Annotated in this window: 18 protein-coding genes; 12 read left to right on the forward strand and 6 right to left on the reverse strand. The window is 66.4% G+C overall.

The annotated features are described in order from the left end of the window. Positions 1-23: 23 nt before the first annotated feature. The 9 genes from FHS96_RS20215 (at position 24) to FHS96_RS20255 (ending at position 8,457) form a co-directional block, all read left to right on the forward strand. A complete protein-coding gene (locus FHS96_RS20215; protein ID WP_429595894.1) occupies positions 24-1,376 on the forward strand; it encodes an MFS transporter in 1,353 nt (450 codons plus the stop codon). An 18-nt stretch (positions 1,377-1,394) separates the two neighbouring features. After that, on the forward strand, positions 1,395-2,348 hold the full coding sequence (locus FHS96_RS20220) for an alpha/beta fold hydrolase (RefSeq protein ID WP_429595897.1): 954 nt from the start codon (positions 1,395-1,397) through the stop codon (positions 2,346-2,348). An 80-nt stretch (positions 2,349-2,428) separates the two neighbouring features. Further along, the gene (leuC, locus tag FHS96_RS20225) at positions 2,429-3,835 is read left to right on the forward strand and encodes a 3-isopropylmalate dehydratase large subunit (RefSeq protein ID WP_429595900.1); all 1,407 of its coding nucleotides are present in this window, start codon (positions 2,429-2,431) and stop codon (positions 3,833-3,835) included. Further along, on the forward strand, positions 3,832-4,437 hold the full coding sequence (gene leuD / locus FHS96_RS20230; RefSeq protein ID WP_429595903.1) for a 3-isopropylmalate dehydratase small subunit: 606 nt from the start codon (positions 3,832-3,834) through the stop codon (positions 4,435-4,437). Before leuC ends, leuD begins: the two co-directional genes overlap by 4 nt. Continuing rightward, positions 4,430-5,290, forward strand: a complete 861-nt coding sequence (locus FHS96_RS20235) for an isocitrate lyase/PEP mutase family protein (RefSeq protein WP_429595906.1) — start codon at positions 4,430-4,432, stop codon at positions 5,288-5,290. The genes leuD and FHS96_RS20235 overlap by 8 nt, the downstream gene beginning before the upstream one ends. Beyond that, on the forward strand, positions 5,290-6,405 hold the full coding sequence (locus FHS96_RS20240) for an alcohol dehydrogenase catalytic domain-containing protein (protein ID WP_429595908.1): 1,116 nt from the start codon (positions 5,290-5,292) through the stop codon (positions 6,403-6,405). Before FHS96_RS20235 ends, FHS96_RS20240 begins: the two co-directional genes overlap by 1 nt. 11 nt (positions 6,406-6,416) lie before the next feature. Beyond that, positions 6,417-7,214: an alpha/beta fold hydrolase gene (locus FHS96_RS20245; protein ID WP_429595911.1), complete on the forward strand. Its 798-nt coding sequence runs from the start codon at positions 6,417-6,419 to the stop codon at positions 7,212-7,214. 72 nt (positions 7,215-7,286) lie between these two features. Then, positions 7,287-7,964 (forward strand): hypothetical protein, encoded by a 678-nt coding sequence (locus tag FHS96_RS20250; protein WP_429595914.1) that lies wholly within the window; start codon positions 7,287-7,289, stop codon positions 7,962-7,964. Continuing rightward, positions 7,957-8,457, forward strand: coding sequence for a VOC family protein (locus FHS96_RS20255; protein WP_429595917.1), 501 nt, complete (start codon positions 7,957-7,959; stop codon positions 8,455-8,457). Before FHS96_RS20250 ends, FHS96_RS20255 begins: the two co-directional genes overlap by 8 nt. On the opposite strand, the gene FHS96_RS20260 is transcribed toward FHS96_RS20255, so the two are convergent. Genes FHS96_RS20260 through FHS96_RS20270 form a run of 3 tightly spaced genes read right to left on the reverse strand, consistent with a single transcriptional unit; the run spans position 8,454 to position 11,601 of the window. Beyond that, positions 8,454-10,028, reverse strand: a complete 1,575-nt coding sequence (locus FHS96_RS20260; protein WP_429595920.1) for an FAD-binding oxidoreductase — start codon at positions 10,026-10,028, stop codon at positions 8,454-8,456. The two genes, FHS96_RS20255 and FHS96_RS20260, sit on opposite strands and share 4 nt — an antisense overlap. Continuing rightward, positions 10,025-10,378 carry a hypothetical protein gene (locus tag FHS96_RS20265; RefSeq protein ID WP_429595923.1) on the reverse strand — a complete coding sequence of 118 codons (354 nt, stop codon included), beginning with the start codon at positions 10,376-10,378 and terminating at the stop codon, positions 10,025-10,027. Before FHS96_RS20265 ends, FHS96_RS20260 begins: the two co-directional genes overlap by 4 nt. 5 nt (positions 10,379-10,383) lie before the next feature. After that, a complete protein-coding gene (locus FHS96_RS20270; RefSeq protein WP_429595926.1) occupies positions 10,384-11,601 on the reverse strand; it encodes a class I SAM-dependent methyltransferase in 1,218 nt (405 codons plus the stop codon). A 238-nt stretch (positions 11,602-11,839) separates the two neighbouring features. Between FHS96_RS20270 and FHS96_RS20275 the strand changes: the two genes are divergently transcribed. Genes FHS96_RS20275 through FHS96_RS20285 form a run of 3 tightly spaced genes read left to right on the forward strand, consistent with a single transcriptional unit; the run spans position 11,840 to position 16,153 of the window. Continuing rightward, a complete protein-coding gene (locus FHS96_RS20275) occupies positions 11,840-13,957 on the forward strand; it encodes a TonB-dependent receptor (protein WP_429595929.1) in 2,118 nt (705 codons plus the stop codon). Between the two features lie 11 nt (positions 13,958-13,968). Next, positions 13,969-15,333, forward strand: a complete 1,365-nt coding sequence (locus FHS96_RS20280; RefSeq protein WP_429595932.1) for an NAD-dependent succinate-semialdehyde dehydrogenase — start codon at positions 13,969-13,971, stop codon at positions 15,331-15,333. Continuing rightward, positions 15,305-16,153, forward strand: coding sequence for an alpha/beta hydrolase (locus FHS96_RS20285; protein ID WP_429595935.1), 849 nt, complete (start codon positions 15,305-15,307; stop codon positions 16,151-16,153). The genes FHS96_RS20280 and FHS96_RS20285 overlap by 29 nt, the downstream gene beginning before the upstream one ends. Positions 16,154-16,230: 77 nt before the next feature. Here the strand turns inward: FHS96_RS20285 and FHS96_RS20290 are convergent, their stop codons facing one another. The 3 genes from FHS96_RS20290 to FHS96_RS20300 are packed head-to-tail and all read right to left on the reverse strand — an operon-like array spanning position 16,231 to position 19,802. Continuing rightward, positions 16,231-17,007 (reverse strand): OmpA family protein, encoded by a 777-nt coding sequence (locus tag FHS96_RS20290; RefSeq protein ID WP_429595938.1) that lies wholly within the window; start codon positions 17,005-17,007, stop codon positions 16,231-16,233. 24 nt (positions 17,008-17,031) lie between these two features. After that, the gene (locus tag FHS96_RS20295; protein ID WP_429595941.1) at positions 17,032-18,534 is read right to left on the reverse strand and encodes a hypothetical protein; all 1,503 of its coding nucleotides are present in this window, start codon (positions 18,532-18,534) and stop codon (positions 17,032-17,034) included. Beyond that, positions 18,534-19,802, reverse strand: a complete 1,269-nt coding sequence (locus FHS96_RS20300) for an MFS transporter (RefSeq protein ID WP_429595944.1) — start codon at positions 19,800-19,802, stop codon at positions 18,534-18,536. Before FHS96_RS20300 ends, FHS96_RS20295 begins: the two co-directional genes overlap by 1 nt. Between the last annotated feature and the right edge of the window lie 94 nt (positions 19,803-19,896).

Raw genomic sequence — 19,896 nt, forward strand, 5'->3', positions numbered from 1 at the left:
CCCTCGCAAGCAGGATCCAAGCCATGACCACCGCGACGATGACCGATCCGGCGGCGGAAATACCCGCGCCGCGCACCGCCATGGTGCCGATCATCATCTACAGCTTCGGTCAGATTGCCGGGCAGGTCTTCCGCGATCTTCCCTCGCTGCTGCTGCTCTTCTTCATGACGTCCGTGCTCGGTATCGCACCGGCCATCGCCGGGGCGGCAATCTTCGTGCCCAAGCTCGTCTGGGGCGTGGGCAGCGACCTGCTTGTCGGCATCCTCTCCGATCGCTGGAAGCGGCGCTTCCCGCGCCGCAGCTGGCTGCTGGTCGGCGCGCTCGGTGCGCCGGCGGCAATGCTGCTGCTGTTCCATGTGCCGCAAGCCTCGACCGGTGTTCAGGTCGCCTATGTGGCGGCGATCTTCAGCCTCTACATGATCGTCTTCGCCAGCTTCTCCGTGCCCTATCTGGCGCTGGCGGGCGAACTGACCGCGAGCCCGCGGCAACGCAATGTCCTGATGGCATGGCGCCTCGCCTTCACCGCAGTGGGCGTCATGGTTTCGGGGGGGCTTGCCCCTGGCCTCGTCCAGCGCTTCGGCGGCGGAGCCGATGGTTATGAGGCGATGGCCGTCGTGCTGGCGGTGATCTGCCCCGTCGCGCTGTTGATCGCATGGGCGGGCACACGGGCCGCGACGCGCGGGCGGATCGAAGCGAAGCCGGACGCGCAGCGCGTCCGCATGCCCGCGGGCGAAGCGGTGCGCGCGCTGCTTGCCCCCCAATTCTCGATCATGCTGAGCGCCAATCTGCTGCAGCTGATCGGGCAGGGGATGTCCTACGCCGCTTTGCTCTATTTCCTCAGCTACAATATGGGCCGTACGGACGCGTTGACGCTGGTCGGCGGCCTGGTTCTCACCGCGTGCGCCGGCATCCTCGTCGCCCAGCCGATATGGGTCGCGCTCGCGGCGAAGTTCGGCAAGCGCAATTGCTACATCGCGGGCGCGCTGATCCATGGCCTGTTCTATTTCACCTGGAGTTTCGGCGCGTCCTGGGGGGCGGAAGCGGCCCTCGCCCTCTCGTTCCTCGCGGCGGTCGGCAACTCCGGCTGGGCGATGCTCGGCTTCTCGATGGTGGCCGACATCGCGGCCGAGGATGAGCGGCGCGCCGGGCTGTATTCGGCCGCATGGATCGCCACGGACAAGATCGCCTTCGCGCTCGGCGGCACGTTGCTCACGGGGCTGATCTTCGGCGCGTTCGGCTTCGACAGCGCGCGCGCCGTGGCCGGCCTGCCGCAGTCCGACCAGGCATTGCTCGGCACCATGGTGGTGTTCGGGATCGTGCCGGGAATTCTCAATATGCTGGGCGCGCTGCTGATGCGCTTCGCGCCCAAGCGCTGATCAGGAAAGGATCGCGCCATGCGCCGTTTCATCGCTCTGTTCGCGGGTCTGTTGGCGCTGACGCCGGCCTTGGCCGTCGCGCAGGCGACGCCGCTTTCGCAGAAGGTTCCGCTCGCGCAGTTGCGCACCAAGCTCGGTAAGCCCGCAGATCGCTATCTCAAGATCGCGGGCGGAGTCGAACTGCGCTATCGAGACGAGGGCAAGGGGCCGGTGCTGCTGCTCCTGCACGGTTCGCGCAGTTCGCTCGCGAGCTGGGATCCGGTCGTCGCCCGGCTCGTCAAGCATTATCGCATCGTCCGTTTCGACCAGCCGCCGACGGGCCTTTCCGGCCCTCTGTCGAACGAAGCGGTGGCGGCCGTCGGTTCGCCCGAGAACATGGTCCTTCAGTTCCTCGACCAGCTGAAGATCGACAAGGTGACCATCCTTGGCACGTCGAGTGGCGGCACGCTGGCCTATTATTTCGCAGCCACGTATCCCGATCGGGTCGACGGCCTGATCCTTTCCAACACGCCATCCGACCCGGTCAGCGAATTGAAGCCGGTGCTCACCCCGGAAATGGAAGCGGCGAACGCGCGCGCCAAGACCAACGGGCTCGAGGATCGGCCTTTCTGGCGCACCTATTTCGAATGGCTGTGGGGGGATCGCTCTCGCATCACCGAGGCGCAGGTCGACGCCTATTACAACTACAACCTCCGCGGCATCGATCCCAATTACACGGCGCTGCAGGCGTTGACCTCGAACAAGGCGCCGACCATGGCCCGCCTCGATGCGGTCAAGGCGCCGGTGCTGGTCATCTGGGGCATGCGGGATCCGGTGCTGCCGCCCTATCTGGGGGACAAGCTGTTCGGTTACCTCAAGAATGCCAAGGGCCGATCGTTCATCGCGCTTGAGGATGTCGGCCATTATCCCCCCGTCGAGGTGCCGGATCGCTACGCCGAACTGGCATTGGCCTGGTTGAAGGCCGCGCGCTGAGCATCGACTGTCCGTAGAGTGGAGAGCGGCGGCCGCGCGCTTGTCCGCTGGCGCGGACAGGCGCACCCGCAGGTCACATCATGACAAGCTCATCCCCTTCCACCGGCTCAGGCCGCACGCTCTATGACAAGCTGTGGGAAGCGCATGTCGTCGTCGAAGGCGGCGACGGTCAGACGCTGCTCTATATCGACCGACACCTGCTGCACGAAGTCAGCACGCCGCAATCGTTCGAGATGCTGCGCGATGATGGCCTGCCCGTGCACCGCACCACGACCCAATTGGCGGTTGCCGACCACAGCGTTCCGACCCACGATCGCAACCAGATGATCGCCGATCCTCTGGCGCGTGCGCAGGTCGCGCTTCTCGAGCGGAACTGCGCCGAGTTCGGCATCGAATATCTTGCGCTGACGGGGCCGGGGCAAGGCATCGTCCACGTCGTCAGCCCGGAACAGGGCTTCACCCTGCCCGGTATCACGCTGGTCTGCGGCGACAGCCATACCTCGACGCATGGCGCATTGGGGGCGCTCGCATTCGGCGTAGGGGCCAGCGAGTGCGGCATCGTGATGGCGACCCAGGCGCTGTGGCAGGAGAAGGCCAGGCGGATGCGCGTGACCTTCGACGGTCGACTGCCGAAGGGCATCAGCGCCAAGGACATGGCGTTGGCCTTCATCGGCCAGGTCGGCGCCTCGGGCGCGACCGGCTATGCCGTTGAGTTCGCTGGCGAGGCCGTGCGCGCGTTATCGATGGAAGGGCGCATGACGCTCTGCAACATGGTGATAGAAGCAGGCTCGCGCACCGGTCTCGTCGCACCCGACGAGACGACGTTCGCTTATGTGCGGGGCCGTCCGCGCGCACCGCAAGGTGCGGATTGGGATGCGGCGCTCGCTTGTTGGCGGATGCTCGCCAGCGATGCGGACGCCGTGTTCGATGCCGAGATCCGCATCGACGCCGGTGCCATTGCGCCGCAGGTCACCTATGGCACCAGCCCTGGTCAAGTGATGCCGATCGACGCCGTGATCCCGGCGACGAAGGGGGAAACCGCCGCGAAGGCGCTGCGCTACATGGACGTGGAGGCGGGAAGCGCGATTGTCGGCCTCCCTATCGATCATGCCTTCATCGGCAGTTGCACCAATGGGCGGATCGAGGATTTGCGCGCCGCCGCCGCGATCGTCGCCGAACGCCACGTCGCGCAGCATGTCCGCGCGCTCGTCGTGCCTGGATCGATGGCGGTGAAGCGCCAGGCCGAAGCAGAAGGCCTGGATCGCATTTTCATGGCCGCAGGGTTCGAATGGCGTGAGCCGGGTTGTTCGCTGTGCGTGGCGATGAACGACGATCGCTTGCCCGCGGGTGCGCGCTGCGCGTCTACCTCCAACCGCAATTTCGAGGGGCGACAGGGGGCGGGGGCGCGCACCCACCTCATGAGCCCGGCGATGGTTGCCGCCGCGGCTGTCGCCGGCCGGATCGTCGACGTGAGGACGCTGGCATGACTCCGCTGATCACCGTTTCCGGCGCGGCATGGTCGTTGGCCGATGCCGATATCGACACGGATATCATCTTCCCGGCACGCTTCCTCCTCATCACTGAGAAGAAGGGCCTTGGACGCTACGCGTTCCATGATCGCCGCGAGGCCGGCTTTCACCTCGCCCCGGAAGCGGATTGCGCGGAACCGATCCTGATCGCCGGCCCGAATTTCGGCTGCGGCTCGAGCCGCGAACATGCGCCCTGGGCGCTGGCGGGTCTCGGCATTCGCGTCATTGTGGCGGAGAGCTTCGGCGAGATCTTCTACTCCAACTGCTTCAAGAACGGCATGCTGCCGATCGTGCTGAGCGCGCCGATCGTTTCCGATCTGCGTGCAGCGGCGGAGGCGGGCGCTACGATCGATGTCGATCTGACGGCGCGGACGATCACCGCTGCCGGCGAGGCGCCGATCATGTTCGAAGTGCCGGAAGAGCGCCGCGAGGCGCTGCTCAATGGCTGGAACGAGATAGCGCGCATCCGCGCGCTGCACGCCGAAGATATCGCAACTTTTGAAGCCGGGCAGCGCTCCGCGATGCCCTGGCTGTGGACCGAGGAGCAGGTGAATGGGTGACACGAGATTGCGGGACAAGCTCGCAGCGGGGAAGTTTTTCGTCGTCCCGGGTGTGCAGGACATGATCACCGCGACGATCGTCGATCGCGTCGGGTTCGATGTCGTCTATGGCAGCGGCTACTGGCTGACGGCCTCTGCCTATGGCCTGCCCGATGCGGGCCTGGTGAGCTACAACCAGATGCTCGATCGCATGCAGACCGTGCGGCGCACATGCAGCGCGGCGCTCATCGCCGACGCCGACACCGGGTTCGGCGGCCTGCTCAACGTTCACCACACCGTGCGCGGCTACGAAGCGGCAGGCATCTCCGCGATCCAGCTCGAGGATCAGGAATTCCCCAAAAAGTGCGGACATACGCCCTACAAGCGCGTCGTCTCGGTCGGGGACATGGCCGAGAAGGTCAGGGTCGCCGTGGATGCGCGGGATGACATGCTGATCATCGCCCGCACCGACGCGCGCCAGTCCGAAGGGCTGGACGGCACGCTGCGTCGCCTGGAAGCCTATGCCAAGGCCGGCGCCGACATCCTCTTCCCCGAGGCGCTGACCAGCGAAGAGGAAATGCGCAAGGTCTGCGAGACGTTCGAGCAGCCGGTACTGGTCAACATGGCGAATGGTGGGCTGACGCCGCCGCTCAAGGGCGATGTGCTGGCCGAAATCGGCTTCGCGCTGGCGATCTATCCGTCGCTCACCAGCCTCGTGGCGGCTGCAGCGGTCGAGCAGGCGCTCATCCGTCTGCGTGACGATCTCGACGGCGAACCTGCAGACATCCCGCTGTTCGACTTCAAGACGTTCTGCAGCATGATCGGCTTCGAGGACGTGTGGGCGTTCGACCGCAAATGGGGGCAGGCGGACTGATGGAGATCACCGCCGCGGTCCTCAAGCGATCGGGCGGGCACGCCCGGCCATATGTGGACAACGCACCACTCGAACTGGCGACGTTGACGCTCGATCCGCCGCGCGCGGGCGAACTGCTCATCCGCATCGACGCCGCCGGGCTGTGTCATTCCGACCTCTCGGTGGTGAATGGCGATCGGCCGCGGCCGATGCCAATGGCGCTCGGGCACGAGGCGACCGGGATCGTCGAGGCGACCGGCACGCCGGACGATCCCGGCTTCAAGGTCGGTGACCGCGTGATCCTCGCCTTCCTGCCGGCGTGCGGTGAGTGCGCGCGCTGCCAGGCCGGCGAGACGTTCATGTGCGGCCAGGGCGCGGCGGCCAACGGGGAGGGGCGGCTGCTCAACGGCGGGCGGCGTCTGCACGACGCGTGCGGGGAGGTGCACCACCATCTCGGCGTCTCGGCCTTCGCGACGCATGTCGTCGTCGATCGCCGCTCGGCGGTGAAAGTCGATGCCGACATGCCGGCGGAGGTCGCCGCATTGTTCGGCTGCGCGGTGCTGACCGGGGCAGGGGCGGTGATGAACTCGGCGGGGGTAAAGCCGGGGGAATCGGTGTTGATCTATGGGCTCGGCGGGGTCGGCCTCTCGGCGCTTCTGGCAGCGGTAGCGAGTGGCGCGGCGCCCGTCGTCGCAATCGATCCCTCGCCTGAGAAGCGCGCCATTGCAGAGACGTGCGGTGCGCTGGCGATCGAACCGGGCAGCGACTTCGCCGCTCTGTTTCCCGAGCGTGCACCCGACGTGGTGATCGAAACGGTGGGCAAGGCGGTGGTGCTTCAAGCGGCTTACTCGGCGGCACGCCGCGGCGGCCGCATCGTGACCGTCGGGCTGCCCAATCCGGCGGAGACGTTCGCGATCCCGGCGGTCGCGCTCGTGGCTGACGGTAAGACGCTGATCGGCAGCTATATGGGCTCGTCCGTTCCGACGCGCGATCTGCCGCGCTACATCGCCATGTGGCGCGCCGGGCGGCTTCCGGTCGAGGTTCTGCTCACCTCGGTCCGCCCCCTCGGCGAGATCAACAGCCTGTTGGACGAACTCGCGGATGGCAATGCCATCCGCCAGATCATGGTGCCCTGAGCATGACGACGATGCGACGCGCTTACGCAGACGGCCCGTTCGGCCAGATCCACTACCAGTTTGCAGCGGAAGGCCGTCCGCTTGTGCTGTTGCATCAGGCGGTGATGCACTCCGATCAGTTCTCGAACGTTTTCGCGCCCCTCGCCGCACGAGGACTGCGCCCCATTGCGATCGACATGCCCGGCTTCGGCATGTCGGATGCGACACCGCGCATACCGACCGTCGCCGACTTCAGCAGGGCGGTGATGCCCGTGCTCGACGCGCTCGGCGTCGATCGCGCGGTCGTCGGCGGCCACCACACGGGATCGCTGGTCGCGACGGAAGCCGCGCTGCAGCATCCCGCTCGTGTCGCGGCCGTGATCATGGGCGGCACGATGGTGATGCCCGACGAACAGCGTTTCGCGATGCGCGACGATTTTGCCGAACGCGAAAAGCGCTTCGTGCCGCTGCCCAGCGCAGCACATATGGCGCAGCTTTACGATACGCGCGCGGGTTTCGCGGGCGACACCGTCAGCGTCGAGCGTATCAACGACTATGTGACGCAGGCGATGGTCGCGCGCGGGCCTTATTGGTACGGCCACCACGCCGCCTTCGGCTATGATCACATCGCCGCGATCCGCGCACTGGCGGTGCCGGCATTGATCCTGACCAATACCGGCGACATGATCCACGATGCGGCAGTCACGGCGCGCGCGCTGCGCCCCGATTTCGCCTATGCCGAAATCCAGGGCGGCGGCATCGACATCGTCGATCAGGAGCCGCAGCAGTGGGCCGACGCAATCGCCGACTTCGTTGCCTTGCTTGATTGAGGAGCGGGTAAGCACCCGGCGTCCCCGCGCGCTGTCCAGGGTTATCCTGTCCGCCAAAGCCGGAGACTGGTGATGGCTGAACGCCCTCGCACGATATCGGGACGGATCGCCTACCGCGCCGCCGATGGTCGCGAGATCGGCCGCGAGAGATTCGAGTTGATCGCACATGCTGGCGGTCATGTTCTGCGCGCGCTTTGCGAGATGGATGCGATCGCACTCATTCGTGACGTTTCGATCGCGATGGATGCGGATTGGCTGCCGCTCGACGGCTTCTGCCGGGTGCATCAAGCCGGGGGTGTCGCTGCGACCTATTGGCTCGAGGTGCATTCTGATGCGGTGCGCGTGGCGGCGCAGGTGGACGGCCGCAGCCTCCCGGAACAGCGGATCGTCACGACTGGCCGGCTGCCCTATCTGGGGCTGCATCCTTTGCAGGGCGATGCGCTGATCGCACGGGTGCGCGGCACTGACCGTGTCGGAGATTTTCGGCCGATCGCGGCGGTGACCAACTCGATCTCCCCGAACGGAGACGAGGCGCTGGGCGTGCAGCCGATGACGATTGACGTCGCCTATCTGGGGCTGGAGACGATCACCGTCGCAGCGGGCGCCTTCGTCGCCCGACGCTATGCGCTGCGCTGGCGCGCGGATTGGCCGCCGGCGGACTTATGGGTTCGTGAGCAGGACTGCGTGTTCCTTTGCATGCGCTGGCCGCTGATCGCCGAATGGTATGAACTGGAGAGCATCGATGAATAGCCGCCCCGTGTCCGCGCTGATCCGCGGCACGATCTTCGTGCGCGATCTCCAGCGGGCTGCGGCCTTCTACGCCGCGCTCGGGTTCGACCGGATCTATTATGAGGGCGTCCTCACCGACAGTTCGGCATCGACCATCCTCGGCTTTGCCGGTCACGGCCCACTGGCTGTCCGCATCGTCAAGAGCGGCGGTCCGAACTTCGGCATGATCGGGCTGTTCGCGATCGATCCTGCGCTTGATCCGGTCTCTCCACCGATGCGGACAGGGCCAGCGCAGGTCGGGGAGGTCGCGCTGGTCTTCTATGTCCGCGACATCCACGCTACGCTCGCTGCGCTCCGCCGGGCGGGGGCGACCTGGTCGCCCGAGCCCGAATTGTTCCGCATGGATCACCGCGCGCAGCTGGAAGTGTGCCTGCGCGATTGCGACGGCGTGCTGCTCAACCTCGTAGAGGCCGACCCGGCCGAGCAGGAATTGACCGGCCGGGAAGGTGCCTAAAGCCCGAGATTGCCCGGAGAGAGCCGCGCCTCGGGGTCGAGCGCAGCCTTGATCGATTTGACCAGCGCCAGCGCGTCCGCCTTCAGCCGCTCGGCATAGGGATAGGCCTTGCCGAGCTGGAAATTGGTCGCACCATGCGCTTCGAACAGCGCGATGATGTCCGACTTGAGCTGATGGATATAGGCGCGCGCTTCCGGGTTGGCCGGATAGGTCGGCAGGCTTGCCAGATAGTCGGCCGGTACCGCCGCGCGGTGATAGTCGGTGATCTCGTCTGGCCAGTACATCGCGATCTCGTAGAGGAAGCCGCCGGAGCCGACCGTCGCGAACATGCCGCCCAGCCAGACGCCGAGCCGCTTCATCTCCGCTTCGCGCGTGCCAAGCAGCGCACGGTAATCGCGTTCGAAACCGGCGACGCGGCTGTGCGGCAGAATGCCGTGCAGCGGCACCCAGCGCTCGCCCGCCGGCCCCAGCGTGTTGAAGAACGGCGCGAACGGCATGCCACGCACCACCGCCGGCACCGTCGCCGGGATCTCATGGCCAAGCGGAGTGACCAGTTGGCGGATGCGGTGCAGCCGCGCCTTCACCTCGCCGTCGTCGAACCCTTCGACGATGTAATGGACCATGAAGGCCGACTTGCGGATCGTGCGCCGCGCCGAGGTCGCGGCCTGCATCAACTGCTTGGCGCCTGCGACCAGCGAGGGCGAACTGCGCAGGATCGACAGCGCCATGTCGACCGTTGCGCCGGCGCGATCCTGGCGCGCGATCTGACCTTGCGAGAGCGCGGCGTCGAGCGAGAAGTGCGTGTCCTCGATCCGCTCCAGCGCCACGCGCCGCATTGCCTCGTGCATCGCGGCCATGTCGGGGAAGGCGAACGAGATCGGCCGATGCGCCGGGCGGCGGCGGATGACGGGAAGCGTGATCCGCGCCTTGATCCCGAGCGCCCCGCAGTCACCGGTGAACAAGCCGGTGAGGTCAGGTCCGAAATGCCGCGTGAAGGGCAGGGTGCCCGCCGCCGCCGCGCCGGTCGACAGCAGCGACCCATCCGCCGTCACGACGTCGAAGGAGAGCACGGAGTCTGCGGAGATGCCATAGGCACCCGATCCATGGCTGATCGTGTTCTGCGACATCGAACCGCCGATCGTCGCGCCAAGTCCCGAAAACGGGCCCCAGAACGGCGTGCGAAGATCATGTTCGGCCAGTGCGTCTCGCAACGCCGCCCAGGTAACGCCGGCCTCCACCGTGACGTGACCGTTCACCTCGTCGAGCCCGACGATCCGGTTGAGGCCGCTGAGGTCGATCAACACCATCCCGGGTTGGAACGGGATATAGCCGTCGGTGTAGGACGCACCGCCGCCGCGCAGCGACAGCTTGATCCCGGTTTGCGCCGTCGCACGCACCACCGCCTGCAACTGTTCGACGCTGCCCGGTCGCACGACCGCCAGCGGCGCTTCGGCACGACGATAAACGTCGGTGCTCAGCGCCAGCGTCGCAGCGCCGGTCAGCACATTGGCCTTGCCGACCGCCGTCTCCAGCGCGGCCAGCACAACCGGCCGCTCGATCGCATCGATCATCCGACTGCGATCTCGTCGATGGTGCTGATATAATTCTCGCTTGTTTCTTGCGCGGCAAGCTCGCTCGCCTCCTTGCGCATCAGGTAGAACAAGCGGTCGAGCAGCGCCTGTCGCCGGGCTTCGCGTTCCTCCAGCGCCGCCTGGTCGAGCTGGAGCGACGCCATGCCGGCCTTGAGGTCGAGGCCGTTTGCCGCGGCGATCCGCTGCATCGCATCAACATCGTCGGCGAGCACCGAGACCTCGCTTGCAAGGACCATGATCATCGACATCATCTGGTCCATGCCAGGCGTGTCGTAGAAGTTGGGGCGCTTGCCGCGGGCGTCGCGGCGCATCTTTGCGCTGTCGGTCATATCGTTCACTGCCCTGCCTTCTGCGCGATGAGCACTTCCCAGCCGCCGCCCGGCGCGAACTCGCCGGCGGTGAATTCGCGTTCCGCAACGCTGTCCGCAGCGTCCTGGCTGTATCCCGCCGCCTCTGCCGCCGCGAATTCCATCACCGCCATCGGTGCGGTGTCGAAGCGGATCGTGTCGGCGGGGAAACCCGCCGCCTTCGCCAGTGCGACCTGGTCCTGCTCGCGCATTGCCCCCCAGAAGGGCTCGTTGTTGTAATAGGTTTCGTTGTCCAGGATGAACTGCGTGAACGGATCCATCAGGTCGAACGGCGGCAGGTCGGCGTGGATCATATACCCGCCGGGTGCGAGCACCCGGTGGCATTCCTCGAAGATCCTGGGCATCGCCTTGCCCGAGGTTTCATGCAGCAGGATGTGGCTGACGACCAGGTCGAAATAGCCGTCCTCGAACTCGGTCCGTTCCGCGTTCATCTGCGCGAAGTTGACGTCGAGCCCCATCGCGCCGGCGCGGGCATGGGCATAGCGGATCTGAGGCGCGGCAACGTCGACGCCCCACACCTCGGCCTCGGGGAATAATTCCTTGTAGGGGAGGGTCGAGTGGCCGACCGTGCAGCCCATGTCGAGGATCCGCCTCGGGGAGAATCCGCTAAGCCGCCGCCTGATATAGTTGCAGACCGATCGGCCCATGTCGTCGTTGTTCGGGCCCGTGTAGCCCATGGCGTAGAGAAAGACTCCGCGGTCGTAGAGCGCACCGAGCGTCACGTCCTGCTCGCCCGGCTCGCCGGCATAGCCGCCCGGCATGCAGTGGATGTCGAGCGCACTCACATAGCGGGGCACGTCGAAGCGCTCGGGTACGACCAGCTTGCCCTTGTTCGCCGCGGACGCGCTCGCCGCTTCGGCGCGCAACGCCTGCGGATCGCTGTCAATGCTGTCGATGACGCTGTCCCAGAGCAGTTCCTGGCTGATCCGGTTCACCGCGGCATAGTGCTGGAAATAGGTATCCGGCACCATCGCCTTGCGGATGTCGTGGCGGTCGACCGGTGCGCGCCCCGCCTCGCGTTCGAACCGCTTGCCCGCGCGGCCGCGATAGACCGGCTGGAGGCCCGGCAACAGGCCTTGCTGGATGTATTGCTTCAGGCTCTTGGCGAATTCCTGCCGAGAATTTTCCTGTGGGGTCGATTTGGGCAGCACGGCGTGCGGTGCCTGTTGAAAGGTGTTCAGCATCACAGCCTCCAGTCGCGCCCACAACCCAGAGTCGCAGGCAGCTCTCGCTCGATGTGGATTAAGCTAGTCGCCGCCCTGCTGCCAATGCAGCGCATGGCGGGGCCTTGATCGACTGGCGGATAGCCGCGCGGCTTTGCGCTGACGACCCGCAAATCCGCGGCGCAGGATCGAGGCAAGGGACAACAAGTCCCGCGCAAGACGTCCGGGGGAACGGCGTCCACTTTTTCGGGGAGTCACCATGCGCAATCAGCTTCGCGGCGCGTCCGCCGCCATACTCGCGTCTGCCCTTTTTGCTGCCTCCGCCCATGCGCAAGATGCGCCGCCCCGTGGCGACGGGCTGGAGGATATCGTCGTCACGGCGCAGCGATCCGATCAGCGGCTGCAGGACGTGCCGGTCGCGGTAAGCGCAGTGTCGTCCGAAACGATCGAGCGCCTCGCCGTGACCGGGCCGCAGGACCTCAACCGGCTCGCGCCCAACGTCAAGTTCGATGGCGTCACCGGCGGTACCGCTGGTTTGAAGCCCTTCATCCGCGGCGGCGGCATCACCGACGGTGCGTTCGTCACCGCGGAATCCGAAGTCGCGATCTATGTTGACGACGTGTATCGCGCCCGCCTGTCCGCATCGCTGCTCGATTTCATGGAGCTCGAGCGGATCGAGGTGCTGCGCGGGCCGCAGGGCGTGCTTTACGGTCGCAATTCCTCGGCCGGCGCGGTCAACTTCATCACAAAGGGGCCCGCCGCGACGTTCAAGGGCAATGTCGAAGCCGGCTTCGGCAGTTGGAACGAGCGCCGGTTACGCGTCTATGCCAGCACGCCGCTGAGCGAAGACGGCAAGTGGCGGGGCTCGGTCAACGCGATGATCCGCGGCCGCGACGGCGGGCGCCAGTTCAACGCGACGCTGAACAAGAAGGTCGGCAAGGAGGATTTCGCCGGCGTCCAGGCCGATGTCGCCTATGTGGGCGATGCGGTGGAAGGGCGTCTGACCGGGTTCTACATGAACGGCGACACCGACGGGCAATATGCCGTCGCGACACAGGTCGATGCAGCCGGCAAGATCGTGCCAGTGAGCGGCTCCTATCGCCGCGTCCAGTCGCCGATCGCTTCATTCACCAAGGTCGAGCAATATGGCGGCACATTGCGCCTGTCGGCGGACATGCCGAATGGTCGCATCACCTCGATCAGCGCCTATTCCGAGCTCAACGACAGTTGGCGGCAGGATTTCTCCGGCGGCGTCCCGCCTTCGGCGCTGGGCCTGCCCGGCACGACGCCCCTAGCGCTGTTCGATCGCACCCTCGTCGGCACGCAGCGTCAGTTCAGTCAGGAACTGCAGGTGTCTGGCGGGACCTCGTCCGACTTTCTGCAATATCTCGGCGGCCTCTATTATTTTCATGAAGCCGGGCAGCAAGACATCGATTCAGTGATTTTCTTCGTGCCGTCGAACACCATCTTCAGCATCAAGACCAACAGCTTTGCCGGATTCGGCCAGTTGACCTTCAATCTCTCGGACCGCCTGGCGCTGATCGCGGGCGGGCGCTATACCATCGATGACAAGCAACTGAACGCGCGGATCGGCGGTACGCCTGTCGACCTCAAGAACAGCTATCAGAAGTTTACGCCGAAGCTTGGGATCAACTACAAGATCACCCAGGACATACTCGCCTATGCCTCCTACAGCGAAGGCTTCAAGGGCGGTGGCTATAACGGTCTTGCTGGCAGCGCAGCCCAGCTTTCGCTGCCCTTCAGGCCGCAGGTGACGGAAGCCTGTGAAGTAGGCTTCAAGTCCGACCTCTTCGGTCGCCGCGCGCGGATCAACGTTGCCGCCTTCTACAACAAGATCAAGGATCGTCAGCAGCCGGTGAATACCAACGACGGCGCGTTCCTGGTCGAGAATTACGACATGACGATCAAGGGTGTCGAAGCGGAACTGTCGATCCGTGCCGCATCCTGGCTGACCTTGTGGGCGAATGGTTCGCTCAACGACGGCAAATATGATGCCAGTAGCGCGGGGGGCTCGCTCACCAACAATGATCCGCCGAGCCTGCCGGATTACCAGTTCAGCGTGGGGTTTGACGGGGACGTGCCGGCCGGCCCCGGCAAGCTGATCTTCGGCGCCGATTATAATGATCGCGGCTCCTATTTCTCTACGCCGGAGAATGCTGCGATCGGCTTCATCCCGCAGCAGGACTTTCTGGCTGGTTATCTCGGCTATGAATGGGGCCAGTGGAAGCTTCAGGTGAACGGCAAGAATCTGCTCAACCGCGAAGGCTGGCAGACGGGCTTCGGTTTCGCCGTGGTCCAGCCCCGCTTCTCGATCGAGCCGCGTACCGTGCTGGCGACGCTCCGCTACAAGTTCTGAGGGAGAATATCGTGTATCGTTCCGTCAATCCCGCCACGGGCGAAACGCTTGCAACCTTCGATGACGCCGATGATGCCGCGGTAGAAGCGGCGTTGGCGGCTGGGCATCGCGCCTTCGCCACGTGGCGCAGGACGAGCTTCGCTGATCGTCGCGCGGCACTGGTGCGATTGGCGGAACAACTCGAAGCGAATGCGGATGCACATGCCCGGCTGATCACGCTCGAAATGGGCAAGCCGGTCGCAAGCGCGCGCGCCGAAGTGCTGAAATGCGCCGCCAATTGCCGCTGGTACGCCGAGCATGGCGAGGCACTGCTCACCGCTGAGAGCGTTGCACACCCCGCCGGCGACGCGCAGGTGCGGCACGAACCGCTCGGCATCGTGTTCGCGGTGATGCCGTGGAATTTCCCCTATTGGCAGGTCGTGCGCTTCCTCGCGCCGGCGCTGATGGCGGGCAATGTCGTCCTGCTCAAGCATGCGTCGAGCACGCCGCAATGTGCTGCGGCGCTGGCGGACGCAGGTACGGCGGCAGGCCTGCCCGCTGGGGTGTTCCAAAACCTGTTCCTGACACGGGCGCAACTCGCCGGCGTCATCGACGATCCCCGTGTCGCGGCGGTTACGTTGACCGGCAGCGAAGGGGCGGGGATTTCCGTCGGCGCGGCAAGCGGCCGCGCGCTCAAGCCGTGCGTGCTGGAGCTTGGCGGCAGCGACCCCCTGATCGTGATGCCGAGCGCCGATATCGACAAGGCGGTCGCCGGTGCGGTGACCGGCCGTTACCAGAATAACGGCCAGTCCTGTGTCTGTGCCAAGCGGATTCTCGTTCATCGAGACATATATGCGACGTTCCGCGAGAAGTTCGTGGCGGCCGTCGCTGCGCTGAGGATCGGCGATCCGCTCGACACGATGACCGACCTCGGCCCGCTGTCGAGCGCTGGTGCGCGCGACGAACTGGCCGGACAGGTGGAGCGGGTGATCGCGCAGGGCGGTATGCTGGTCGCCGGCGGCGCGGTGATCGGCGGGCCAGGCGCCTATTATGCTCCGACCATCATCGAGGGGTTGCCGGAAGGGGCGGCAGCGCGCGTCGAGGAGATTTTCGGACCAGTCGCACTGCTCTTCGAGGTCGCCGATCTCGACGATGCGATCCGCTTGGCGAACGAAACGCCGTTCGGCCTCGGCTCCAGCGTCTGGACGAACGACGAGGAAGAGCGTGCGCGCTTTGCCGACGATCTCGAATGCGGCATGACCTTCTTCAACGCCAACACCGTTTCCGATCCGGTACTGCCGTTCGGCGGGATCAAGCGCTCCGGCATCGGCCGCGAGTTGGGCCGCTGGGGGATGATGGAGTTCGTCAATGTCCGGCTCGTCTTCGCCGCCGCCTGAGATCGATCGCGCCTTCCTCCGCTTGGCGGAGGGGCTGGTGCATTATCGCTTCGCCGGGGACCCCGCCCCGGCGAAGCGGCCGCTCTACATGGCGCATGCCGGCCCGGTGTCATCCTTGTGGCTGGCGCCGCTTGCCGCCGAACTGGCGCGCGGCCGGCAGGTCATCGCGCCCGACATGCCTGGTAATGGCGATTCATCGCCCCCCGCGCGACCAGACACGGACATCGGCTATTATGCCGACTGCGCGCTGCGGACGATCGACGCGCTGGGGCTTGAGCAAATCGATTTCTATGGCAGCCACACCGGCGCGATGATCGGCGTGGAGTTCGCGCGCCGAAATCCCGCCCGCGTGGGCAGGCTCGTGCTCGATGGCGTGGTGCTGATGGACCCCGTCGAGCGTCAGCGGATGCTGGACAACTATGCGCCGGCGATGAAGCCGGACGCGCATGGCGGGCAATTCGGCTGGGCTTATCAATTCTGTCGCGACATGTTCCTGTTCTACCCATATTTTGATCGTGACGCCGCGCATCGCACGGGAAACGGGGTCCCCCCGCCGGAGGTGCTGCATCCTTTCGTCGTGGATGTACTGAAGGCGCTGACGACTTACCATTGTGCCTATCGAGCAGCATTCGCCTACGACATGGCCGCGGCGTTGGCCGAAAGCCGGCACGATCTGCTGCTGGTCTGCGCGGCCAGCGACCCGACGCATGCCGACCTGCCCAAGGCGGCCGCGCTGCGCCCGGATGCGGCGGTGACGTTGTTCCAGGCGGGGGAGAGGCCCGCGCAAATTGCCCGGCGGATCGCTGCGTTTCTCGATTAGCATCTGTGCGGCTTGGGCTTGCCGCCGTCGTTCCTGGCGCGGGCGAGGAATGCTGGCGATTGACGGGTTAACCCACCTCACTCCGCGTCCGGCACCACCCGTACATCCACCCGCCGCGCTGCCGCACCCTCGATCCCATCGAAAGCGGCCACCACATACGGCCCCGGCAACCGCTCGACGATCCGGATCCGCGCTGCATCCACCCCGCGCATCACCAGCGCGTCGCGGACCAGTTCGGCGCGGACGCGGGCCAGCTTCGCGTCTTCCGCGATGGTTTGGCCGGAGACGGTTTGCGGGTCGGTCTGGGCGTGGCCGGCGATGTCGATGCGGGCGGGCTGGACGTCCAGCGCATAGTTGATCGTCGCGTCGAGATAATAGTCGGCGAGCTGGTAGGCGACGAAGCTGCGGCCGAAGTCGAAGGGGATGGTGAAGCGGCCCTCCCTGTAGGGGCGCTCGGGCTGCTTTCGCTCCTCATAGAGCGGGCGGACATTGCGTTCGGGGAGGGCGAAGCGGCGGCCCTGATAACCCTCCGCCTTCAGCATGTGGCGGGTGCAGGGCGCTTCCAGCACCGAAACGCGGGCGGGTTCGATCACGGTGCCGCCGCACGGGTCGCCGGCGGCGGTGGCGATCAGGCCCTCGACGAGGATGGCGTGGTTCCAGTCGGGCTTGGTGGGGGCGGCGGTGACATCGTAGCGGAGGCCCGTCGCCGGGTCGCTCGCCAGCCAGCAGCCGGATTTGCGGCCGGCATCTGTGTCGCGATAGATCGGGCAGGCGATGAAGCGGATCGCCCGTTTGGTGTCGGCGCCGCCGGTCGCGGCGGTGGCGGCGAGGAGGAGGAAGGTGGCGCGGATCATCGTGCGTGGATCACAGGGCCGGGCTCACAGGGCGCGCATCAGGTTGATGAGGTCGGTCTTCTCCTGTTCGGTATAGCCGATCGCGTAGCGCCGGTCATAATAGCCGATCACGCCGCGCAGATCCTTCGCACTGCCGTTGGAGAAATAGGGGGCGCGGGCCGAGAGGCCGCGCAAGGTCTGCAAGGTGATGCGGCCGACATCGGCGCATTTGCCGGTGGTCAGCGCGAAGCCGGGATCGCTGGTGAGGATCGTGCGGCCATAATGCGGGTGCGGCGTGCCGGTGCAGGTGATGCGGAACAGCGGCAGATGCGGCGCGGGATCGGCGAAGGGCTGGTTGGTGGTGCCGAGATCGACCTGCCCGGGCGCCACGTCCATGCCCATATAGGTCATGTTGTGGCAGAATACGCAGCTGTTGCGCACCGGATTGCCGAAGCCGACCGGCGAGTTGATGCCGGCACTGTCGGTGATCAGGAAGGTCTTGTCGCGGAACACGCGCGCGCCGCGCGCCACCGAATCCCGGAAGGCGCGCACCGCGGGGGGCAGCTTCGCCTTGTCGGCCGCGGGCAGCTTCTCCCACGCCTCGAACTCGCTCCACACCGGCGTGCCCTGGCTGCCGAGCCGGCCGGGGGCGGAGACCTGCAAGGTGCGCGGGCCGCCGAGCGCGCCATCGGCATCGAGCGCGCCGCCATCGCGATCCACTTGCTGCGCGGCATAGATGCGCCGCTCGAAATCGAGGATGCGGTCGATATCCCCCTCGTCGAGCTTTTTGGCGAAGGCGAGGTGGGCGCCGGCCGCGTCACGCATCTGCGCGGTCAGGCTGGGTACGCGGCCGTCCGCCATCAGATTGCCGCTGACCGGCTTGCCGGTGTCGGGATCGATCGGCAGCGGCATTCCCGCCTTGGGATCATAGGCGAAGCCCATCGCCTCGATATATTTGAAGTTGGCGACGGGGCGGGGGCGGCGGAACACCGAGATCATCCCCGCGCCCTTCAGCCCGTAGCGCGGATCCAGGTTGCAGGTGGAGGGATCACGGACGACCTCGATCGTGAAGTCGGCGGCGATCGGCTTGCCCTTGATGTCGCGCGGCGGCCAGTGGCGGGGGATGCGGATCAGGCCATGATCGATCAGCAGCGAGTGCGAGGATCGATCCGCCTGCGGCAGGCTGGGGCAGTTGGAGCCATCTCCCGCGGCGAACAGCGGATCCTTGGCGCCATTGCGTTGCCATTGCCGCGCCGCCGAGGCCGCGGAGAGGCTCATCGCGTCGGCGGGCTGGTGGCAGGTCACGCAGGCGCGGCCGTTGGGGCCGATCGCGGTGAAGAAGGGGTGGCCCCTGGTCTCCATCGGCCCGCCATCGAGCAGCAGCCGCACCGTGCCGCTGCCGTTGGGATAATCGAGCGTGGCGGGGAAGACGCGGCCCTCATCCGGATTCCACCAGCGATCGGGCTGGGTGCTGCCCTGGCCGATCGCGACGGAAGCGGCGGCGAGCGTTGCCGCGCTGGCGAGGATGAGGCGGCGCCAGGCCGGCATCACGCCGCCTCCCGCCGGTTGCCGAGCGTGCGCAGCGGCACGATGAGCGCCGCGCCCGCCAGCAGCAGCACCGCCAGCACATGAACGGGCACCGCGACGCTGCCGGTGGTCGCCACCACCCAGCCGATCGCGATCGGCGCCACGCTGCTGCTGAGGTTGCCGCACAGGTTGATCGCGGCGATCGCGGCGGGGTTGCGCGCGCCGACGAATTTGGTCGGCACCGTCCAGAACACCGATTGCGCTGCACCCAGGCCGAGTCCGCCCAGCATCAGCGCGGCGAGCGCGAGCGGACCGTTGTGGGTGAGCATCGCCGCGCCGAACAGCGCCGCCGCCGCGAGCAGCATCGGGAAGGCGAGGTGGCCATAGCGTTCGCCGCTGCGATCCGAATGGCGGGCGTTGAGGATCATGCCCGCGCCGATCGCCAGCCAGGGTAGCGCGCTGAGCACGCCCACCTCCAGCGGATCGGTGCGCCCCAGCGTCTTGATCGCGATCGGCAGCCAGAAGATGATCGCGTTGGCGCCGGTGATCAGCACGAACCATACGCCGGCGCATAGCCACAGGATTGGATCCCTGAGCGCGGCGGACAATGTGGCGCTGGGGGCGGCGGCCGGTCGGATGTCGGCAGCGAGTGCCGCCTCGATCGTCTCGCGTTCGGCCGCGTCCAGCCAGCGTGCGGCGGCGGGGCGGTCGGCGAACCAGATCAGCGCGGCGAGGCCGGCGATCACCGTCGCGATGCCCTCCACCGCGAACATCACCCGCCAGGATGCGACGCTGCCGGTCTCCATCGACAGCAGGGCGCCGCACAGGGGGCCGCCGAGGATCACCGAGATCGGGATCGCCAGCAAGGTGCCCGCGATCGCCCGCGCGCGATAATGCTGCGGCAGCCACTGGCTGACATACCAGACGACGCCGGGCGCGAAGCCGCTTTCGAACAGGCCGAGCAGGAAGCGCAGGATGTAGAAGTGCAGCGGCGTCTGGATCAGCGCCATCAAGGTGGCGACGCTGCCCCAGCCGATCACGCTGCCCGCGATCCACAGCCGCGGGCCGATGCGCTTGAGCACGGCGGCGCTCGGCAACTGGAACAGCAGATAGCCGACGAAGAAGATGCCGACGCCCAGCCCATAGGCGCGCGGATCGAGCCCGATATCGACATTCATGCGCAGCGCCGCGAAGCTGACGTTCACGCGGTCGAGCGAACTTAGAATGATCAGGAATGTGAGCGGCGCGACCACGCGCAGCATCACCTTGCGGTACGTCGTGGGTTCCAAGCACTACTTTGGCACATTTATAACCACTGGGTTCGTGAGGCGCTCGTTACAGTAGGGGCAGCGCCGCGGCGGTGGCTGAGCGAAGAGGTTGAGG

The organism is Sphingomonas zeicaulis, from assembly GCF_050433225.1.
Taxonomy (GTDB): Bacteria; Pseudomonadota; Alphaproteobacteria; order Sphingomonadales; family Sphingomonadaceae; genus Sphingomonas_D; species Sphingomonas_D zeicaulis.